Origin of the sequence: Corynebacterium sp. ES2715-CONJ3, from assembly GCF_024814365.1 — a bacterium.
GTDB lineage: Bacteria > Actinomycetota > Actinomycetes > Mycobacteriales > Mycobacteriaceae > Corynebacterium.
The window spans coordinates 219,453-235,892 of record NZ_JANUXS010000002.1; the positions used below are offsets into that span (position 1 = coordinate 219,453).

Here is a 16,440-nt window from a genome sequence, read left to right on the forward strand (position 1 = left end):
GTGGAGAAGGTGCTTGGGGGATAGGGAAAGTGGCACAATAAATCCCATGGATCTTAATTCGGTGGTTGTTGATCTAGCTGCTATCGCCCATAATACTCACACTCTCAAGGACCTCGTCGCTCCTGGGCAACTGATGTGCGTGGTCAAGGCCAATGGCTATAATCATGGCGGCATCGAAGTTGCTCGCACCATGAGCGCCAACGGTGCCGACCAATTCGGGGTAGCCACTATCCAAGAAGCCCTTGAGCTACGCAGAGCCGGCATCACCCAGCCCATTTTAAGTTGGATATGGTCCCCGGAGGGGCCTGTTGTCGAAGCCATTGAAAATGATATCGATCTTGCTGTCTTTTCCATCGAAACGGCCGAAGCGATCGCAGCCTTGGCTCGTCGCGGGGTAAGAAATACCCAGTCGACGGTGCGGGTAACCATAAAAGTTGATACCGGTATGCATCGTTCTGGCCTATCTATTGATCACATACCCGAGGTGGCGCGGCTATTACATCAAACCGAGGGTGTTGATGTCACTGGGATGATGAGTCACCTGGCTGCCGCCGACACCCCCGACGACCCTTTAAATGATGAGCAGGTCACAGCTTTTCGGAAAGCGATCGCGCTGGGGCGCTCTCATGGTCTCACCCTGGGCACCAACCACATCGCGAATTCTGCTGCTCTACTGAGCCGAAGCGATTGCCTTTTCGATATGGCCCGCCCAGGACTTGCACTCTACGGTGCCAAACCCTTTCCCATGCCGGAATGGCGGCTGTGCCCAGCTATGCGCTGGGAGGCCAAAGTATCCGTGGTTAAACCGGTGAGCCGTGGAGAGGGAGTGAGTTATTCCCATACGTGGCATGCCCCTGCCGATGGTTATATCGCAGTTATTCCCATTGGGTACGCTGATGGCTTGCCGCGCCGGCTACAAGGCAGCTTAGAGGTAGATATCAATGGCCGCCTTTACCCGAATATTGGACGCATTTGCATGGATCAGTTCATCATTGATCTTGGCGGTAATGAACACAGGGTAGCTGTAGGGGATACAGCAGTTTTGTTTGGTTCCGATACTCTCGATGTTGACCACGTGGCTGAGCAGTGGGGAACGATAAATTACGAAGTGATCTGCAGTCCAACGGGTCGAACGAGCCGCCTTTATCGGGAAGCGAGTTCCTAAGTAATAACCGGTTGAAGGTGACTATCGAAGGAGATTAAAAGAATGCTCAAGACTTTTCCCCAATCAGGGAATATCCGCCTGGAAACTGCAGCTGATACCCAGGAGTTCGCTGCGCAACTCGGTGCTGCGGCAGAGGCGGGCGACGTCATTATTCTCGACGGCCCATTGGGTGCCGGGAAGACGACGTTTACCCAAGGTCTTGCTCGTGGTATGCAGGTAAAGGGCCGTATTACGAGCCCCACCTTCGTCATCGCGAGAGAACATCGATCGCTAATTGGCGGGCCTACTTTGATCCACGTTGATGCTTACCGATTACTCGGTGAGGATCCTCATGCTGTGGATGCTCAAGGGGCCCTAGATTCCCTTGATCTAGATACTGAATTGGATCAGGCTGTGGTGGTGGCCGAATGGGGCGGCGGTCTTATTGAGCAATTGGCTGATAGCTATCTCTTTATTTCATTTGATCGCGAGACCGCCGTGGTAGAAGATCCCACCTCTCAAGCTCGCTATATACGGTGGCATATGGTTGGTTAGGTGCAGTGCTAGCCACTGAGCCACAGCTAGCCGCAGCTAGCCGCAGAGCCAACGGTCGTTTTTAGGGGTGAGTTTCGTTCGCGCTATCACCGCGTAGGTAGAATACAATGAGCTGAGACCACTTCGGTGGGGCACTAACCGCATGTATACAGGAGATAATCGAGAACATTATGGAAATGACTGCAACTATCCGCAATATTATTGCTGTCGCTATTGCGATGATCGTCATTGGTTTTGCCGGCATTATTACAGCAAGCTATGTCAGCCATGCTGCAACGGAGCAAGTTGGCCCCTTGGAAAAAGCCGTCAAGACTGTGGATGCTGCAGGTCTTACCGTCACCGGCATTTCTCCTTATGATGTTTACGGTTCGGACTACCAAGTGGCAGCCATTGTATGCCCAGGGGAAAGCCGTTCCTCTGTTGCTGAAAAATTCAATGTAGACGAGTCCGAGCTCCAAGGTCTTCCGCGCCGCCCCATCAAGGAGGGCTACAACTATATGCTTGTGGGTTCTCAGCTGGGCGAGATTCGCACCGAGCGTCTTGACCGCGACCTTGTTGATCTTTGCCAAGTAGCGACCCAACCATTCCAGGCCCAAGCGATGATCCCATTAGTTAAGAGTCCTGCTGGCGCGTGGACTATCGCGGCGCAATAACCTCGGAGACTATATTATTTTAGTCCTGTGGCCCCAGCTCTGTTAGAGGAAGCTGGGGCTTTTGTCGTGAAATGGGCACAGGCTCGCATCCTGCGATGGGGGTGACTACCCTTAGTCTGGTGTTAGTACTAGCAATAGATACCGCGACCGAGAACCTCGTTGTGGGAGTAGTGCGCACCGATCAATCAGGTGTGCCAAAAGCTCTGATAAGCGAACGCATTGTTGATGATGCCCGCGCCCACAATGAGATGCTGGTTCCCACTACTCTCGAGGTTTTAGATGAGGCAGACTTAAGCTTTGCTGATCTCGACGTCATTGTGACAGGAACTGGGCCGGGCCCCTTCACGGGCTTGAGGGTAGGAATGGCGACCGCCCAAGCCTACGCTGATGCCTTAGGAATTCCAGCAATTGGGGTACCCAGCCATGAGGCCCTGGCTCATCGACTGTTCTCTCAATACCCCTCTGCTGCGCGTATCGTGGTGGCCACGGACGCGCGCCGTAAAGAAATTTATTGGTCATCTTTCCGCCTCCTGGAGGGGCGTATTCAGACAGTAGCGGGCCCAGAGGTATGCCGCCCCGAGCAATTAGGGCAGCCACAGCCGGAATCTGATCTTGGTTTCACAGATATTGACCTGCTCTCAATCCCTGAGAACATTGCACCGCACTTAAACGCTGCCTATAAGGGCGTCACCCGTGTGCATCTCCATGCAGGCGCGCGTGATCTGGTGGCCCAAGCAGACCTGAGTGGATTAGAGCCATCTGGTGCTGTCAGGACAGCGCCGCTGGTCCCATTATATCTTCGGCGCCCCGACGCTAAGGAGCCTAAAAAAGTGCCGCTATCGAAAGCTCTTTCGCCACATTTTAAGCGCATATGATGGTCCATACCCAGCCAGGACACTAAGAATCGGAATAATCTGTGCAGCTTAGAGAAGTATACTCAGGTGATATTGACCGCCTCGTGGAGTTGGAAAGAGAACTGTTTCCAACAGACAGTCCGTGGACTGAAGCGGATTTTCGCGCTGAACTAGCTCAGGAGTTTACCAGCTATCTCGCCGTGGTTGATCCGCAGCGACCAGAAAAGCTTCTAGGCTACGTGGGGTTGGCCTTTCTTGGCACTCCAGGTGCCTACGAGGCTGAGATCCGCACCATCGGGGTAGATCCCCACTTTCAGCGGCGGGGCGCGGCCAAGCTTTTGATGGAGAATGTTGTCTATCTCGCCGAAACCTTAAATGCCCCCATTTTCCTCGAGGTTCGCTGCGACAATATTCCAGCCATATCGCTGTATGAAGGTTTTGGTTTTGTGAAAATTGGGGTGCGTAAAAACTACTATCAACCTTCCGGTGCGGATGCATTTACCATGGTGCGGGAGAAGAAAGAGGATGAACAATCATGATCGTTTTAGGTATTGAATCTTCCTGCGATGAAACCGGCGTGGGCATTATTGAATTGGGCGAGGATCACAGCATGACCATCTTGGCTAATGCGGTGGCGTCATCCATGCAGGAGCATGCCCGCTTCGGCGGGGTCGTGCCCGAGATTGCTTCTCGTGCGCATTTAGAAGCTATGCAACCGGTGATGCGTCAAGCTTTAGCGGAAGCTGGGATCAGCCGACCCGACGCGGTAGCCGCTACGGTGGGACCTGGACTCGCTGGCGCACTTTTGGTGGGAGCTTCTGCTGCCAAAGCCTACGCCGCTGCGTGGGGGGTGCCATTTTACGGGGTTAATCACCTAGGTGGGCACGTGGCGGTGGCCAATCTGGAAGGCGACGATTTACCGCACGCAGTAGCTCTCCTCGTGTCAGGTGGACACACCCAGCTGTTGGAAGTGGAGAAAGTGGGCAAGCCGATGCGGGAGTTGGGCAGCACTTTAGACGACGCTGCTGGAGAAGCGTATGACAAGGTCGCCCGCTTGCTCGGACTCGGCTACCCAGGAGGACCGGTCATTGACACACTAGCGCGTACCGGTAATAACACCGCTATTGCATTTCCGCGAGCTCTTAATAAGGCCTCCGATCACACCGGCCCACACCGTTTTGATTTCAGTTTTTCGGGTCTAAAAACCGCGGTGGCGCGCTATGTTGAGCAGGCCGAGCGCGAGGACCGAATGGTTAGCATTCCCGATATTTGTGCATCGTTCCAGGAAGCTGTGTGTGATGTTCTAAGCGCTAAAGCTATTCGTGCGTGCAAGGAAACTGGTGCCGAGGTACTGCTTCTTGGTGGTGGGGTTGCAGCCAACTCCAGATTGCGAGAACTGACGGCGCAGCGCTGTCAATCAGCTGGAATAACTCTCCGGGTTCCGCGCTTCGAATTGTGTACCGATAATGGATTGATGATCGCGGCTCTTGCTTGCCAGTTGATTGTAGAATCTGCTTCGCCCTCAGCGTGGACTGTAGGCACTGATACCTCCCTTGAGGTGGAGATTCCACTCCTGGCGCGGTAGCAAAGGAGAGCGCAATAAGGTGAGCGTTCGCTATCAGCGTTCACGAGTGTGAAGAGCTTGAAGGGTTAGCACTTGGGAGGGTAGAGTGCCAAGTGGCTGCTTTTTTAAAGCACCCCAAGACACAAACAATATTGATAGTTGAACGAGGGAGATTCTCATGGCAGTGAATATTAAGCCACTGGAAGACCGTATTCTGATCCAGATCAAGGAAGCTGAAACCACTACCGCTTCGGGCTTGGTCATCCCTGATTCCGCTAAGGAGAAGCCACAAGAGGGTGTCGTTATCGCCGCTGGTCCGGGCCGCCTCGATGGCGCCGACCGCGTCCCAATGGATATCAAGGAAGGCGATACTGTTGTCTTCTCCAAGTACGGCGGAACTGAGCTGAAGTACGACGGTGTGGAATACCTCCTGCTCAACTCCCGCGACGTTCTTGCCATCATCGAGAACTAAGCATCACCTTAAAAAGACGAAGGTTAGAAACTTATGGCAAAGCTCATTGCATTCGACCAAGAGGCACGCGAGGGCCTTCTCAGAGGCGTTGACGCACTAGCAAACGCAGTGAAGGTGACGCTGGGTCCCCGCGGGCGCAATGTCGTATTAGATAAAGCCTTTGGTTCGCCAACCGTCACCAACGATGGTGTCACCATCGCACGCGACATCGACATCGCAGAACCTTTTGAGAACCTAGGTGCTCAGCTCGTTAAATCGGTTGCGGTGAAAACCAATGATATCGCTGGTGACGGCACAACTACCGCCACGCTTTTAGCTCAAGCTCTCATTACGGAGGGTTTGCGTAACGTAGCGGCTGGCGCCAACCCTATCGAGTTGAATAGGGGCATCGAGCGCGGTGCGCAGCGCGTTGTGGAGCAACTTCTTGAGCGCGCTGCCGAAGTCTCAAGCTCCAGTGATATAGCTAATGTGGCAACCGTCTCCTCTCGCGATGAAGAGGTGGGCGATATGGTCGCAGCCGCTATGGAAAAAGTGGGCAAGGATGGCGTCGTCTCGGTGGAAGAATCCCAGTCAATCGAGTCCTATCTCGACGTCACTGAGGGTGTATCTTTCGAAAAGGGCTACCTATCGCCCTATTTCATCACAGATATCGATGCCCAACAGGCGATTCTGGAGGATACCTATGTCCTTCTGGTTCGTAATAAGATCTCCTCACTACCTGATTTCTTGCCCCTGTTGGAGAAGATTGCAGAGGCTTCCCGGCCGGTGCTGATTATCGCCGAAGATGTTGAAGGTGAGGCGCTGCAAGCTTTGGTTGTGAACTCTATTCGGAAGACGCTACAAGCTGTAGCTGTAAAATCGCCGTATTTCGGAGAGCGACGCAAAGCCTTCATGGACGACCTCGCCGTCGTGACAGCCGCAACGGTCATCGATCCAGAGGTGGGTGTGACCTTAAAGGATTCTGGTCTCGACGTCTTAGGCTATGCCCGTAGGATCACGGTAACCAAGGACGAAACCATCATTGTTGATGGTAAGGGAACCAGCGAAGAACTGGAGAGTCGGCGCGAGCAGATTCGCCGCGAAATCGCCCAAACCGAATCCACCTGGGACCGTGAAAAAGCCGAGGAGCGCTTGGCAAAGCTCTCCGGTGGCGTAGCCGTGGTTCGCGTGGGTGCTGCAACCGAGACCGAAGTTTCCGAGCGTAAACTGCGCGTTGAGGACGCTATTAACGCCGCCCGCGCTGCTGTTCAAGAAGGCGTTATCGCCGGTGGCGGCTCAGTACTCGTGCAGATTGCCCAAGATCTCAAGGCCTACGCCAACGACTTTGAGGGTGATGAAAAAGTAGGTGTCATGGCTTTAGCTCATGCTCTGGTCAAGCCCGCTTTTTGGATTGCCGAGAACGCTGGCCTTGACGGTGCCGTTGTAGTCTCGCGCACCGCTGAGATGGATAATGGCTACGGCTTCAACGCCGCGACCCTGGAGTACGGGGACCTTCTGGCACAGGGAATTATTGACCCTGTAAAGGTCACACATTCCGCAGTGGTAAATGCTACGTCCGTAGCACGAATGGTGCTCACTACTGAGGCTTCTATAGTGGAAAAGCCTGCTGAGTCCACCCCTTCCGGAGGACATAGCCACTAGGAGAGTTAACATCGAGTGGAGCTAGTAATCACGAGGGTCCCCCTTATGGTACTAGCTCCTCTTCTTTGTTCCTGTGACTGAGTAGATAGCGCATTCGTTCCTCCGCATTCATCCCTCCCCAAATCCCATAGGGCTCGGCTTGAGTTAAAGCGAAATCGCGGCAATGCGCAAGTACTGGGCAGTGGGCGCAGATGGCTTTAGCTCGCTGTTCCCGTTCTTTTTTAGCGACACCGCGCTCGTATTCGGGATTGAAAAAATACTTGGCAGTAAATTCGTGACAAGAGCCTAGATGCTGCCACTCCCATTCGTTAGCGATTGGTCGATGCTGAATCTTAGTCTTGGTTTCGGCTGTGAATGGATTCATAGGTTAAGCGTCTCCTTTCTATCTTATTGGAAAATTGGACTAACCTATGGCGCTTAAGGTTCCATCTGCCGAAGACCGTCGTGGTGGTGACAAGGCGAGAAGGTGGTTCGCACATTTTTCACAAACCCCAAGTAGCAATCTAGACTGGGTACCATAGGGAAGCAGATCGTCAACCATGTATTAGTTTTCTTCCTCTCTCCGACCCGAAGGCCACACAAACACTATGAGTGATACTGAAGCAGCTCTAGCGGAACTTGTTCCCCTAGCCGCCGCTGGCGATACTCGGGCCTTAGATCGCGTGCTCAAGATTGTCCACCCCCTCGTTCTGCGCTATACCCGTGCCCGCCTTACCGGGGGACGCCAACCTACTCCAGAGGATGTTTGCCAAGAGATCCTGCTGGCGGTAGTGAAATCAATGACCACCTACGTCGATCAGGGTCGTCCCTTTATGGCATTTGTCTATGGAATTGCTTCTCACAAGGTTGCCGATGCGCACCGCAGCTATTCCAGGGATCTGTCCAATCCCACAGAGCAGGTACCTGAAACGCACTGTGATACCCAAACTCCAGAGGAATATGCGCTGCTAGAGGTAGGTAGTAACAGAGTGCGGGCATTGCTCGATTTACTCAGTGAGAAGCCGCGTGAGATTCTGATTTTGAGAATTTTCGTTGGGCTATCAGCGGAGGAAACCGCTGGAATTATTGGCAGCACCCCAGGTGCAGTTCGTGTCGCGCAACACCGCGCGCTTGCGACTCTGCGTAAAGCCATTGAGCAGGAGACGATCTAAATGACATCCCGACGTCATCGCGGCGACCAATCGGGCGCAAGCGACGTGAATTTCACTGAGTTGCGCGCCACTGATGAATTCGTGGACGCGATTTCTTCAGGCGTTGATCCCTCTAATGGTACCGATGACTTGGCTGGCAACCTCCTCGCATTCCGTGAAGAGATCTACCGCGATATCCCACGAGCTCCCAGCGTCCGCGAACTGGGCGTAATTCCCGCTCAGGATGATCCCACTAGCGTCTTCCCACCGATTTCGACTCATCTTTTTGCCCCTGAGGTGGATTCCGCTCTCGCAGAGGAAACTTCCGCGGAGGTCATTGATCTCGGTCATCGTCGCTACAAGTTTGGCCGTATTGCCTCCGGTTTGGTGGGAGCGGCAGCTGCAACTCTTATCATCGCCGGCGGTGGAATAACGATTCTCAATGCCGACGAGACTAGCCCGCTGTATGGCTTATACCAGCAGCTTTTCGGTACGACAGATCAAGCTGCTGTGGTCGAGCTAGCCTCCACCTTGGAAGAGGTTGATTCTCGCAATAATTTAGGTGACACCGAAGGTGCGCGGCAATTACTAGAGCAAGCCCGTTCCATTGTCGAGCGTCTAAATGATTCGAATCGCGCGCAGGCGCGTATCGATATCGAAAAGAGAACTGTTACGGTTACGGTCACCCCGCCTCCAGTTACGGAGGTCACCACCACTACCGTAACTCTGACGCCGGAGCCTTCGGTCAAACCACATTCTCCCGCTACCACGGTGACTCCAAGTCCGCAGGGGAGCGCATCGCCTAGTGCAGATAATCCTGCCTCGTCTACGGTTCCACAACCCGATGCACCAGCGGAGCCTAGGCCGGCACAGCCTTTGCCGCCACTGGTCATACCGGAGAATGTGCGCCCGTAGAACCGTTTGAAGCCCGCGCTCTCAGCCCTTGTCTAGCCTCGTCTCGATGTGCGAAAAAATAGCAGGTGCTAGTGTCACGGTGCTAGCTGAACCGGATGTGAGAAATGACGGTTTTTAGGAATGACGGCCAGCTCGGTGCATCCCATCGAGGTAGCCAGTACAATATTCCCACGATACGTAGGCGTCTTGATCCGGATATAAGCAGGGTTCGTGCATGGGTGCCAGCTCGCCGGCCAGAGTGGATCGCATATTGCCCTCAACAATATCCCATGTGCAAAAATGCTCGTCGTCACAGTGATCGCAGAAAAATACTAAACCCTTGAGTCCGGTGGGCTCTAAAATACGGCGAAATTTCTTTACCATCTCGAGTTCGCGCTGCAACAGGATTCTCTCATCCTCACTCAGCTCAATAGCTTCGTCGTCTTCGGTTAGAAAGGATGCAGGGTCGAAGGGGTCGTCAGCGAATGGGTCGCGGGGCATATTCCAGTATTCACTCACTCTTTAAACCCTAGGGTGCTGCGCTACAAGGCACAAATCTTAATGGGGCTTCACCATTATCTCCTTCTAATTTCGCGGCAACGTTCCAGTAATCAGAAGAACTCGTGGAGGACAGAGAAGTTTATATAAGGCCAAGGGTGCAGGTTGAGGATATCAGCTTGGAAGGCCAAGGGTTTCCTCCCTCTTTGTATAAAGCGCTACGCTAGTAGCAAGCTGATTAGTTGTGAGTGTGCGCGAGGATCATCTCGTGCAGCCGCTCAAGCTATATCTGTGCAGTGCGAACCTTCTCTATAATTTTCACGCATATTCCTTTTCACGTTCCTCAGGAGGACAATATCTATGACTCAGCGCGTATCAACCGGTGGCGATGATCCCAATAAGGTGGCTTTGGTGGGGCTTACCTTCGATGATGTTTTGCTCCTGCCGGATGCATCCGACGTAATTCCTTCGGAGGTATCCACCACGACGAGGTTGAGCCGCAATATTGAACTCAATATCCCTATTATTTCCGCCGCTATGGATACCGTCACTGAATCGCGGATGGCCATTGCCATGGCGCGTGAGGGCGGGCTGGGTATTTTGCACCGAAACCTCTCCATCGAGGATCAAGCCAGCCATGTGGAAATTGTCAAGCGCTCCGAATCGGGCATGATCACCGATCCTGTTACCTGCACGCCCGATATGACGATCGCCGAAGTAGATGCGATGTGCGCAAAATTTCGCATTTCAGGTCTCCCTGTAGTCGACGAACAAGGCATTTTGGTGGGCATTTGCACCAACCGCGATATCCGCTTCCAACGCGATTATTCCCGTAAGGTGGGCGACGTGATGACGCCTATGCCACTCTTTGTGGCACCCGAGGGGGTGAGCAAGGACGAGGCCTTGGAATTGCTGAGCAAGCACAAGGTGGAGAAACTTCCCATCGTTGATCCTGCTGGCAAGCTCACCGGACTGATTACGGTGAAAGATTTTGTAAAAACTGAGCAACACCCCAATGCTGCCAAAGACGGATCAGGGCGTTTGCTTGTCGGTGCTGGTATCGGTGTGGGCGAGGAATCCTTCGAACGTGCAGGAGCGCTTGTCGACGCCGGCGTCGATGTGCTTGTCGTTGATTCCGCCCATGCGCACTCCCGCGGCGTGCTGGAGATGGTGAGCCGAGTAAAGCAAACCTTCGGTGAAAACGTTGACGTTATTGGTGGCAACCTAGCCACCCGTCAGGCTGCGCAAGCGATGATCGATGCGGGCGCCGATGGCATCAAAGTAGGCATCGGCCCTGGCTCCATCTGTACAACGCGGGTGGTGGCTGGAGTGGGCGCCCCGCAGATTACCGCGATTATGGAGGCCTCAGTTCCAGCGCATAAAGCTGGAGTCCCTATTATCGCCGATGGCGGCATGCAGTTCTCCGGCGATATTGCTAAGGCTCTTGCAGCTGGCGCCAGCAGTGTGATGTTGGGATCGATGCTCGCAGGCACCTTGGAATCACCAGGCGATGTGGTGGTTGTAGGGGGCAAGCAATATAAGCGCTACCGTGGTATGGGCTCCATGGGGGCGATGCAGGGTCGTGGCCTCAGTGGCGAGAAGCGTTCCTTCTCCAAGGATCGTTATTTCCAAGCCGATGTTAAGAGTGAAGATAAATTGGTGCCCGAAGGCATCGAAGGTCAGGTTCCTTTCCGCGGGCCAATCGAATCGATTGCGCACCAATTAGTTGGCGGTTTGCGTGCCGCGATGGGCTATACCGGGTCGGCGTCGATTAGCGATCTGCACCGAGCTCGATTTGTTCAGATCACCTCAGCGGGGCTCAAGGAATCGCATCCTCACCATATTCAGCAAACCGTTGAGGCCCCCAACTATCACTAAATCCCTTTCAGCCCTAGCTTTCTAAGCCAGTGCTAAAATAGCGAGGGCTTTATTGTGATGAGCGAGAAAGAGTGAGCGCATGCGCGAATATGTGGAAATTGGAATCGGCCGGGAAGCCCGCCGCACCTACCAACTCGAAGAGATCAAGGTTGTGCCCTCAAGGCGCACCCGCTCATCTCAAGATGTGGATACCAGTTGGAATATTGATGCCTATAGCTTTGATGTGCCGATTATCAACCAGCCTACCGATGCGCTCGCGAGCCCTGAATTTGCTATTGAACTCGATCGCCTCGGCGGTATGGGAGTTATCAATGCGGAGGGAATATTAGGCCGACACGAAGACATCGACGCGGTACTAGGCGAGCTCATTGCAGCCGCTGAAGCCGAAGAAGGCTTCGGATGTGGCACCTCTGTATCGGTGTTGCAAAAGCTCCATCAGGCTCCCCTTCGCGAAGAATTATTGAGTCAGCGCATCAAGGAAATTCGCGATGCTGGTGCCACTGTGGCAGTGCGGGTTTCTCCGCAACATGCTCGGGAGCTGGCCCCCACCATTATTGAGGCTGGTGCGGATCTGCTTTTTATCCAAGGTACGATCATCTCCGCTGAACATGTGGCCCGTGGCGGGGAACCGTTAAATTTGAAGGAATTTATTTCCTCGCTCGATATTCCTGTGATCGTGGGTGGAGTATCTGAGTATTCCACTGCCTTACACCTGATGCGCACTGGGGCCGTCGGTGTGATCGTGGGTTCAGGGGTAACGACGAACTGGGAATCCTTAGGTATCCAGCCACCGATGGCCACCGCTATTGCTGATGTGGCTGCGGCCCGGCGCGACTATCTTGATGAGACTGGTGGCCGGTATGTCCATATTATTGCCGCGGGGGATATTTATTCCTCGGGTACGATGGTCACCGCGATCGCCTGTGGGGCCGATGCCGTCATGCTGGGATCGTTATTGGCCCCCGCCCAAGAGGCAGCAGGTCACGGCTTCTTCTGGCCTTCAGTGGCAGCTCATCCTCGTTTCCCGCGCGGGATTATTGAATTGCCCATGCCTTTAGAGGGCGCTGATCGGCCAAGTTTGGAGCAGATTTTGCAAGGACCCACAACGGATGTACTGGGCACGCAAAATCTTGTCGGGGGACTTAAGCGAGCTATGGCGAAATGCGGCTACGCCGATTTGAAGAGTTTCCAGAAGGTAGAACTCGCTGTCTAAGAGCAGCCCATGCGAAAAAAATATCGAAGAGATTGAAACGATCTTAGCGCCGCCCTAAAGACCTAGAGAAAAAGGGGCGGCGCTTTTTCTACGACCGTAGAGTGCCCGAGTGAGCTTTTATGCTGGTGTTTTCCTAGCATGGATAGGTTCTTCGGGTTGATCGTCGACGACGCGCGGCTTTTTGGTCGTTCGGGTCGCTCCTATGGAGGCGGTGATAACGCATGCAATGGCGATGAGGCCGAGTGCGCTAATATTCTGTTTGAGCAAGAGCCATCCCATGATTGCAGCGACAACTGGTTCTAAGGACATCAGCACCCCGAAGGTTGCTGATGGGATCGAGCGCAGTGCAATGAATTCTAAAGAATAGGGAATAAGAGAAGCCAAGAGAGCGGTGGCAATTGCATAGCCAATAAAGACTGGCTCAGATACAACCGTTGAAATATTGGCTAAGCCTTGGGGTGCGGCAGGGATCGCACCGATGATAAGAGCGACCGCAAGACCGCCAGTGCCGTTAATATGCTGACCTACTTTTGCGCTAGCCACAATATAAAGCGCCCAAAAGAATGCGGCGAGAAGGATAAAAACGAGGCCTAGGCCGTCGAGGGAGGCGGAGGAAAAGAAGGATTCCAGGCCGAAAATTCCAATACCTACAACGGCAAGACCCACCCAAAGAAAATCTTTGGCGCGCCGGGAGAGGAGAGCAGCGAGGCTGAGTGGTCCGAGAAACTCTATAGTCACGGCGGTGCCAAGGGGAATACGGGCTAGACCCGAATAGAAAAATCCATTCATTAAACTGAGGGCGATTCCGAGGGCGATGACGTGGGTCCACTGGGTGCGATTCCACTTAAGAATTTTTGGTCGCGTTATTGCCAAAAGTAGGGTACCTGCGATGCCGAGGCGGTAAAAAGCGGTGCCCCAGGTGCCAGCAACGCTAAAGAGTTGGGTGGCTAATGCGGAACCGAGTTGCAGGGAGATAATCGCAAGGATCACAAAAGTGATCCCGATCCACGCTCCAGATAGCGAGAGCGGCCTAAGGCGCGGGCGCCGAGCGGCTGGGGCCATGATGTGGAGGCGCGGGAGAACGTTCATAGGAATATTGTTGCTGATAGCAAAAGGTTTAGTCTAGCAACGGTTTTTTGAGTAGATATGTTAGAGTTCCTTTTATATTGTCCAGGATTTTCCTGAGAATTACCCAGAAAACCCGACCGCGCGTACGAGCGAAACTATATATTCCCGCCCAGAATTATAGTTCCAATCCGCCTCATAAAACCCACAAGGAGTCCGCCCATGCGTATTCGACGCGGTATTGCATCTAATTTGTACCGATTGCGCATGCTTGTGGAATTACGCCGACTAGGGACCATGAGCGAGGTCGCAGAGATTCTCCTGCTCACACATTCTGCGGTGTCCCAGCAGCTCAAACAGCTGGAAAAAGAAGTTGGTTATACTCTCATCGAAAAATCGGGACGGCGAGTTCGCCTAACCGATCGTGGAGAAATCCTCGCAGATTATGGTCACCGCATGCTGACCCTTGCTGATGAAGCAGCCGCGGCCCTAAAAGATCAACGCGATATCCGGGGGCATCTAAAAATAGCGAGCTTTCAATCAGCCCTGGTAGGACTGATTTCCTCCATTGTCACCGACATGGCAGTCCAACACCCTGACCTCAAACTGGAATTCCACCAATACGAAGTCGATGCCGCCATCGCGCAGCTACTGAGCGCCCACGTCGATGTCATCATCGGCGAAGAGCTTCCATTTATGCCAGCCCTAGACACGCCCGGTATGCACCGCGAAGATCTCTACCACGAAGATATGGTCCTTGCGTGCCCCACGCACGGGCCGTGGGCGAAACGATGCGCGCATGTGCGCGATTTCAAAGAATTAGCCCCGGTGCCTTTTCTGCTCAATCCTCAATCCTCGGTGGCCGGATACTGGGAGCGCAATTTCTGCCTCAACCATGGCTTTATGCCCACCGCCCTTCTAGAGTCCCCTGATCCTCTCCTGCAGCTTAACCTGGTCGCACAAGGGGTGGGGGTGGCTATTCTACCGTCACTGGTCCTGCATAATTATCCCGCAAATATCCTATTAAAGGCACTGCCTGGTCATCCGCAGCGAGTGATTTTCACAGCAGTACGCGAAGGGCGCGAAGCCTACCCTGCTATCCAAACACTGCGGGCGACTCTTGCCGGGGCGTGGTCGAATCCGCAGGAAGTAGACCACACGCTATAGCGGTTCCTCCATAGTGAGGCTATTCGTGCGCTTAAGGGATCGCCTTTTATTCTTTATCTTGAAGGGGAAACCGCTAGACTGTGAAACCGTGAGCAATCAAACCCAAGCACAGCATCATCCGGTTCTCGTGATCGATTTCGGGGCCCAATACGCGCAGCTGATCGCTCGGCGTGTGCGAGAAGCCAATATTTATTCCGAAGTTATCGCCCATACCGCCACCCTCGACGAGATTAAGGCCAAGAAACCAGCAGCTCTCGTGCTCTCTGGTGGGCCTAGTTCCGTGTACGCTGACGGGGCGCCGAAACTCGACCCCGCATTGATGGAATTAGGGATCCCGGTCTTCGGGATCTGCTACGGATTTCAAGCCATGACCCATGCCCTCGGGGGTGTGGTAGAAAATACCGGTAATCGGGAATATGGCCGTACCGATATCACCGTGGAATCTGGGGTTTTACATGCCGGACTCGATCGCATACACACGGTGTGGATGTCCCATGGCGACGCGGTCTCCCACGCTCCCGAGGGATTCGAGGTCACGGCCCATTCGGCCGGTGCTCCCGTGGCAGCGTTTGAATGTCAGGCAAAGCGCATGGCCGGGGTGCAGTATCACCCCGAGGTGATGCACTCACCCCATGGGCAAGAAGTCCTTGTGCGATTTTTGACTGAGATCGCTGGGTTGGAGCAGAACTGGACCCCAGCCAATATCGCGGAGGAGCTGATAGCGGGTGTTCGCGCTCAAATCGGCGAATATGGTCGCGCTATCTGTGGGCTTTCTGGAGGCGTTGATTCCGCGGTGGCTGCAGCCCTCGTGCAGCGCGCCATTGGCGATCGTTTGACTTGCGTATTTGTTGATCATGGTCTGTTGCGCGCAGGTGAACGCGAACAAGTAGAAACAGATTTCGTGGCAGCCACGGGCGCGACACTTGTGACCGCTGATGAGCGCGAGGCCTTCCTCCACAAGCTCAGCGGGCTCACCGATCCAGAGGCCAAACGCAAAGCCATCGGCAATGAATTTATTCGCTCATTCGAGCGCGCCGTCAGCCATGTGCTTGCTGATGCCCCGAAAGGCTCGGCAGTAGATTTCCTCGTGCAGGGCACCCTGTATCCTGACGTTGTCGAATCTGGCGGTGGTTCTGGTACCGCAAATATCAAGAGCCACCACAATGTGGGCGGGCTACCTGAAGATCTTGAATTCTCCCTCGTGGAGCCGTTGCGTCTGCTCTTTAAGGATGAAGTGCGCGCAGTGGGCCGCGAATTAGGTTTGCCTGAAGAGATCGTCAATAGGCAGCCCTTCCCAGGCCCTGGATTAGGTATCCGCATTATCGGCGAAGTCACCGAGGAACGTTTGGAGATCCTGCGCGCCGCCGATCTGATCGTGCGCACTGAGCTCAGCGCTGCCGGACTGGATGCTGATATCTGGCAGTGCCCCGTGGTGCTGCTCGCTGACGTCCGCTCTGTCGGCGTCCAAGGTGACGGTCGCACCTACGGCCACCCCATTGTGCTGCGCCCAGTATCCTCTGAGGATGCCATGACAGCAGACTGGACGCGATTGCCTTATGACGTTGTGGAGAAGATTTCCACCCGGATTACCAATGAAGTTCCGGACGTCAACCGCGTGGTGCTCGATTGTACGTCCAAGCCCCCTGGAACTATTGAGTGGGAGTAAAAGTACATACACCAACGCCACTGAACTTTTCGCAGTAAAGCGAAAA

General features: G+C 54.1%; 17 protein-coding genes. 14 read left to right on the top strand and 3 right to left on the bottom strand.

Annotated features, from left to right (window positions below; all coding sequences use genetic code 11):
• Nucleotides 1-46 precede the first annotated feature (46 nt).
• The 8 genes from alr (at nt 47) to groL (ending at nt 6,883) form a co-directional block, all read left to right on the top strand.
• Nucleotides 47-1,165 carry an alanine racemase gene (alr, locus tag NXT00_RS03230; RefSeq protein ID WP_259077278.1) on the top strand — a complete coding sequence of 373 codons (1,119 nt, stop codon included), beginning with the start codon at nt 47-49 and terminating at the stop codon, nt 1,163-1,165.
• 42 nt (nt 1,166-1,207) lie between these two features.
• Nucleotides 1,208-1,699: a tRNA (adenosine(37)-N6)-threonylcarbamoyltransferase complex ATPase subunit type 1 TsaE gene (gene tsaE, locus NXT00_RS03235; RefSeq protein ID WP_259077276.1), complete on the top strand. Its 492-nt coding sequence runs from the start codon at nt 1,208-1,210 to the stop codon at nt 1,697-1,699.
• A 176-nt stretch (nt 1,700-1,875) separates the two neighbouring features.
• On the top strand, nt 1,876-2,352 hold the full coding sequence (locus NXT00_RS03240; RefSeq protein WP_259077271.1) for a hypothetical protein: 477 nt from the start codon (nt 1,876-1,878) through the stop codon (nt 2,350-2,352).
• A gap of 119 nt (nt 2,353-2,471) precedes the next feature.
• Nucleotides 2,472-3,227: a tRNA (adenosine(37)-N6)-threonylcarbamoyltransferase complex dimerization subunit type 1 TsaB gene (gene tsaB, locus NXT00_RS03245; protein ID WP_259077270.1), complete on the top strand. Its 756-nt coding sequence runs from the start codon at nt 2,472-2,474 to the stop codon at nt 3,225-3,227.
• A 41-nt stretch (nt 3,228-3,268) separates the two neighbouring features.
• Complete coding sequence (gene rimI / locus NXT00_RS03250) at nt 3,269-3,745, top strand: ribosomal protein S18-alanine N-acetyltransferase (protein WP_259158035.1); 477 nt, start codon at nt 3,269-3,271, stop codon at nt 3,743-3,745.
• Nucleotides 3,742-4,791 (top strand): tRNA (adenosine(37)-N6)-threonylcarbamoyltransferase complex transferase subunit TsaD, encoded by a 1,050-nt coding sequence (tsaD, locus tag NXT00_RS03255; protein ID WP_259077266.1) that lies wholly within the window; start codon nt 3,742-3,744, stop codon nt 4,789-4,791. Before rimI ends, tsaD begins: the two co-directional genes overlap by 4 nt.
• Before the next feature lie 157 nt (nt 4,792-4,948).
• A complete protein-coding gene (gene groES / locus NXT00_RS03260; protein WP_259077265.1) occupies nt 4,949-5,242 on the top strand; it encodes a co-chaperone GroES in 294 nt (97 codons plus the stop codon).
• A gap of 33 nt (nt 5,243-5,275) precedes the next feature.
• Nucleotides 5,276-6,883 (top strand): chaperonin GroEL, encoded by a 1,608-nt coding sequence (gene groL / locus NXT00_RS03265; RefSeq protein ID WP_259158036.1) that lies wholly within the window; start codon nt 5,276-5,278, stop codon nt 6,881-6,883.
• Between the two features lie 43 nt (nt 6,884-6,926).
• Here groL and NXT00_RS03270 read toward each other — a convergent pair whose 3' ends face one another.
• Nucleotides 6,927-7,247, bottom strand: a complete 321-nt coding sequence (locus tag NXT00_RS03270) for a WhiB family transcriptional regulator (protein WP_259077261.1) — start codon at nt 7,245-7,247, stop codon at nt 6,927-6,929.
• 223 nt (nt 7,248-7,470) lie between these two features.
• Between NXT00_RS03270 and NXT00_RS03275 the strand changes: the two genes are divergently transcribed.
• Together NXT00_RS03275 and NXT00_RS03280 are read left to right on the top strand one after the other, a co-directional pair.
• Complete coding sequence (locus NXT00_RS03275) at nt 7,471-8,034, top strand: sigma-70 family RNA polymerase sigma factor (RefSeq protein WP_259077260.1); 564 nt, start codon at nt 7,471-7,473, stop codon at nt 8,032-8,034.
• Nucleotides 8,035-8,928 (top strand): hypothetical protein, encoded by an 894-nt coding sequence (locus NXT00_RS03280; protein ID WP_259158040.1) that lies wholly within the window; start codon nt 8,035-8,037, stop codon nt 8,926-8,928. It begins immediately after the preceding gene.
• 114 nt (nt 8,929-9,042) lie between these two features.
• Here NXT00_RS03280 and NXT00_RS03285 read toward each other — a convergent pair whose 3' ends face one another.
• Nucleotides 9,043-9,408, bottom strand: coding sequence for a DUF5319 domain-containing protein (locus NXT00_RS03285; protein ID WP_396124920.1), 366 nt, complete (start codon nt 9,406-9,408; stop codon nt 9,043-9,045).
• 357 nt (nt 9,409-9,765) lie between these two features.
• Here NXT00_RS03285 and guaB point away from each other — a divergent pair, with 357 nt between their 5' ends.
• Both guaB and NXT00_RS03295 read left to right on the top strand, forming a co-directional pair.
• On the top strand, nt 9,766-11,283 hold the full coding sequence (gene guaB, locus NXT00_RS03290) for an IMP dehydrogenase (protein WP_259158044.1): 1,518 nt from the start codon (nt 9,766-9,768) through the stop codon (nt 11,281-11,283).
• Nucleotides 11,284-11,362: 79 nt separating this feature from the next.
• Nucleotides 11,363-12,496: a GuaB3 family IMP dehydrogenase-related protein gene (locus NXT00_RS03295; RefSeq protein WP_259077256.1), complete on the top strand. Its 1,134-nt coding sequence runs from the start codon at nt 11,363-11,365 to the stop codon at nt 12,494-12,496.
• 117 nt (nt 12,497-12,613) lie between these two features.
• Here the strand turns inward: NXT00_RS03295 and NXT00_RS03300 are convergent, their stop codons facing one another.
• The gene (locus NXT00_RS03300; RefSeq protein ID WP_259158047.1) at nt 12,614-13,585 is read right to left on the bottom strand and encodes a DMT family transporter; all 972 of its coding nucleotides are present in this window, start codon (nt 13,583-13,585) and stop codon (nt 12,614-12,616) included.
• 198 nt (nt 13,586-13,783) lie between these two features.
• On the opposite strand from NXT00_RS03300, the gene NXT00_RS03305 reads away from it, so the two are divergent.
• Nucleotides 13,784-14,728 (top strand): LysR family transcriptional regulator, encoded by a 945-nt coding sequence (locus tag NXT00_RS03305; protein WP_259077254.1) that lies wholly within the window; start codon nt 13,784-13,786, stop codon nt 14,726-14,728.
• Between the two features lie 88 nt (nt 14,729-14,816).
• Nucleotides 14,817-16,394 (top strand): glutamine-hydrolyzing GMP synthase, encoded by a 1,578-nt coding sequence (guaA, locus tag NXT00_RS03310; protein ID WP_259077253.1) that lies wholly within the window; start codon nt 14,817-14,819, stop codon nt 16,392-16,394.
• Nucleotides 16,395-16,440: the final 46 nt, after the last annotated feature.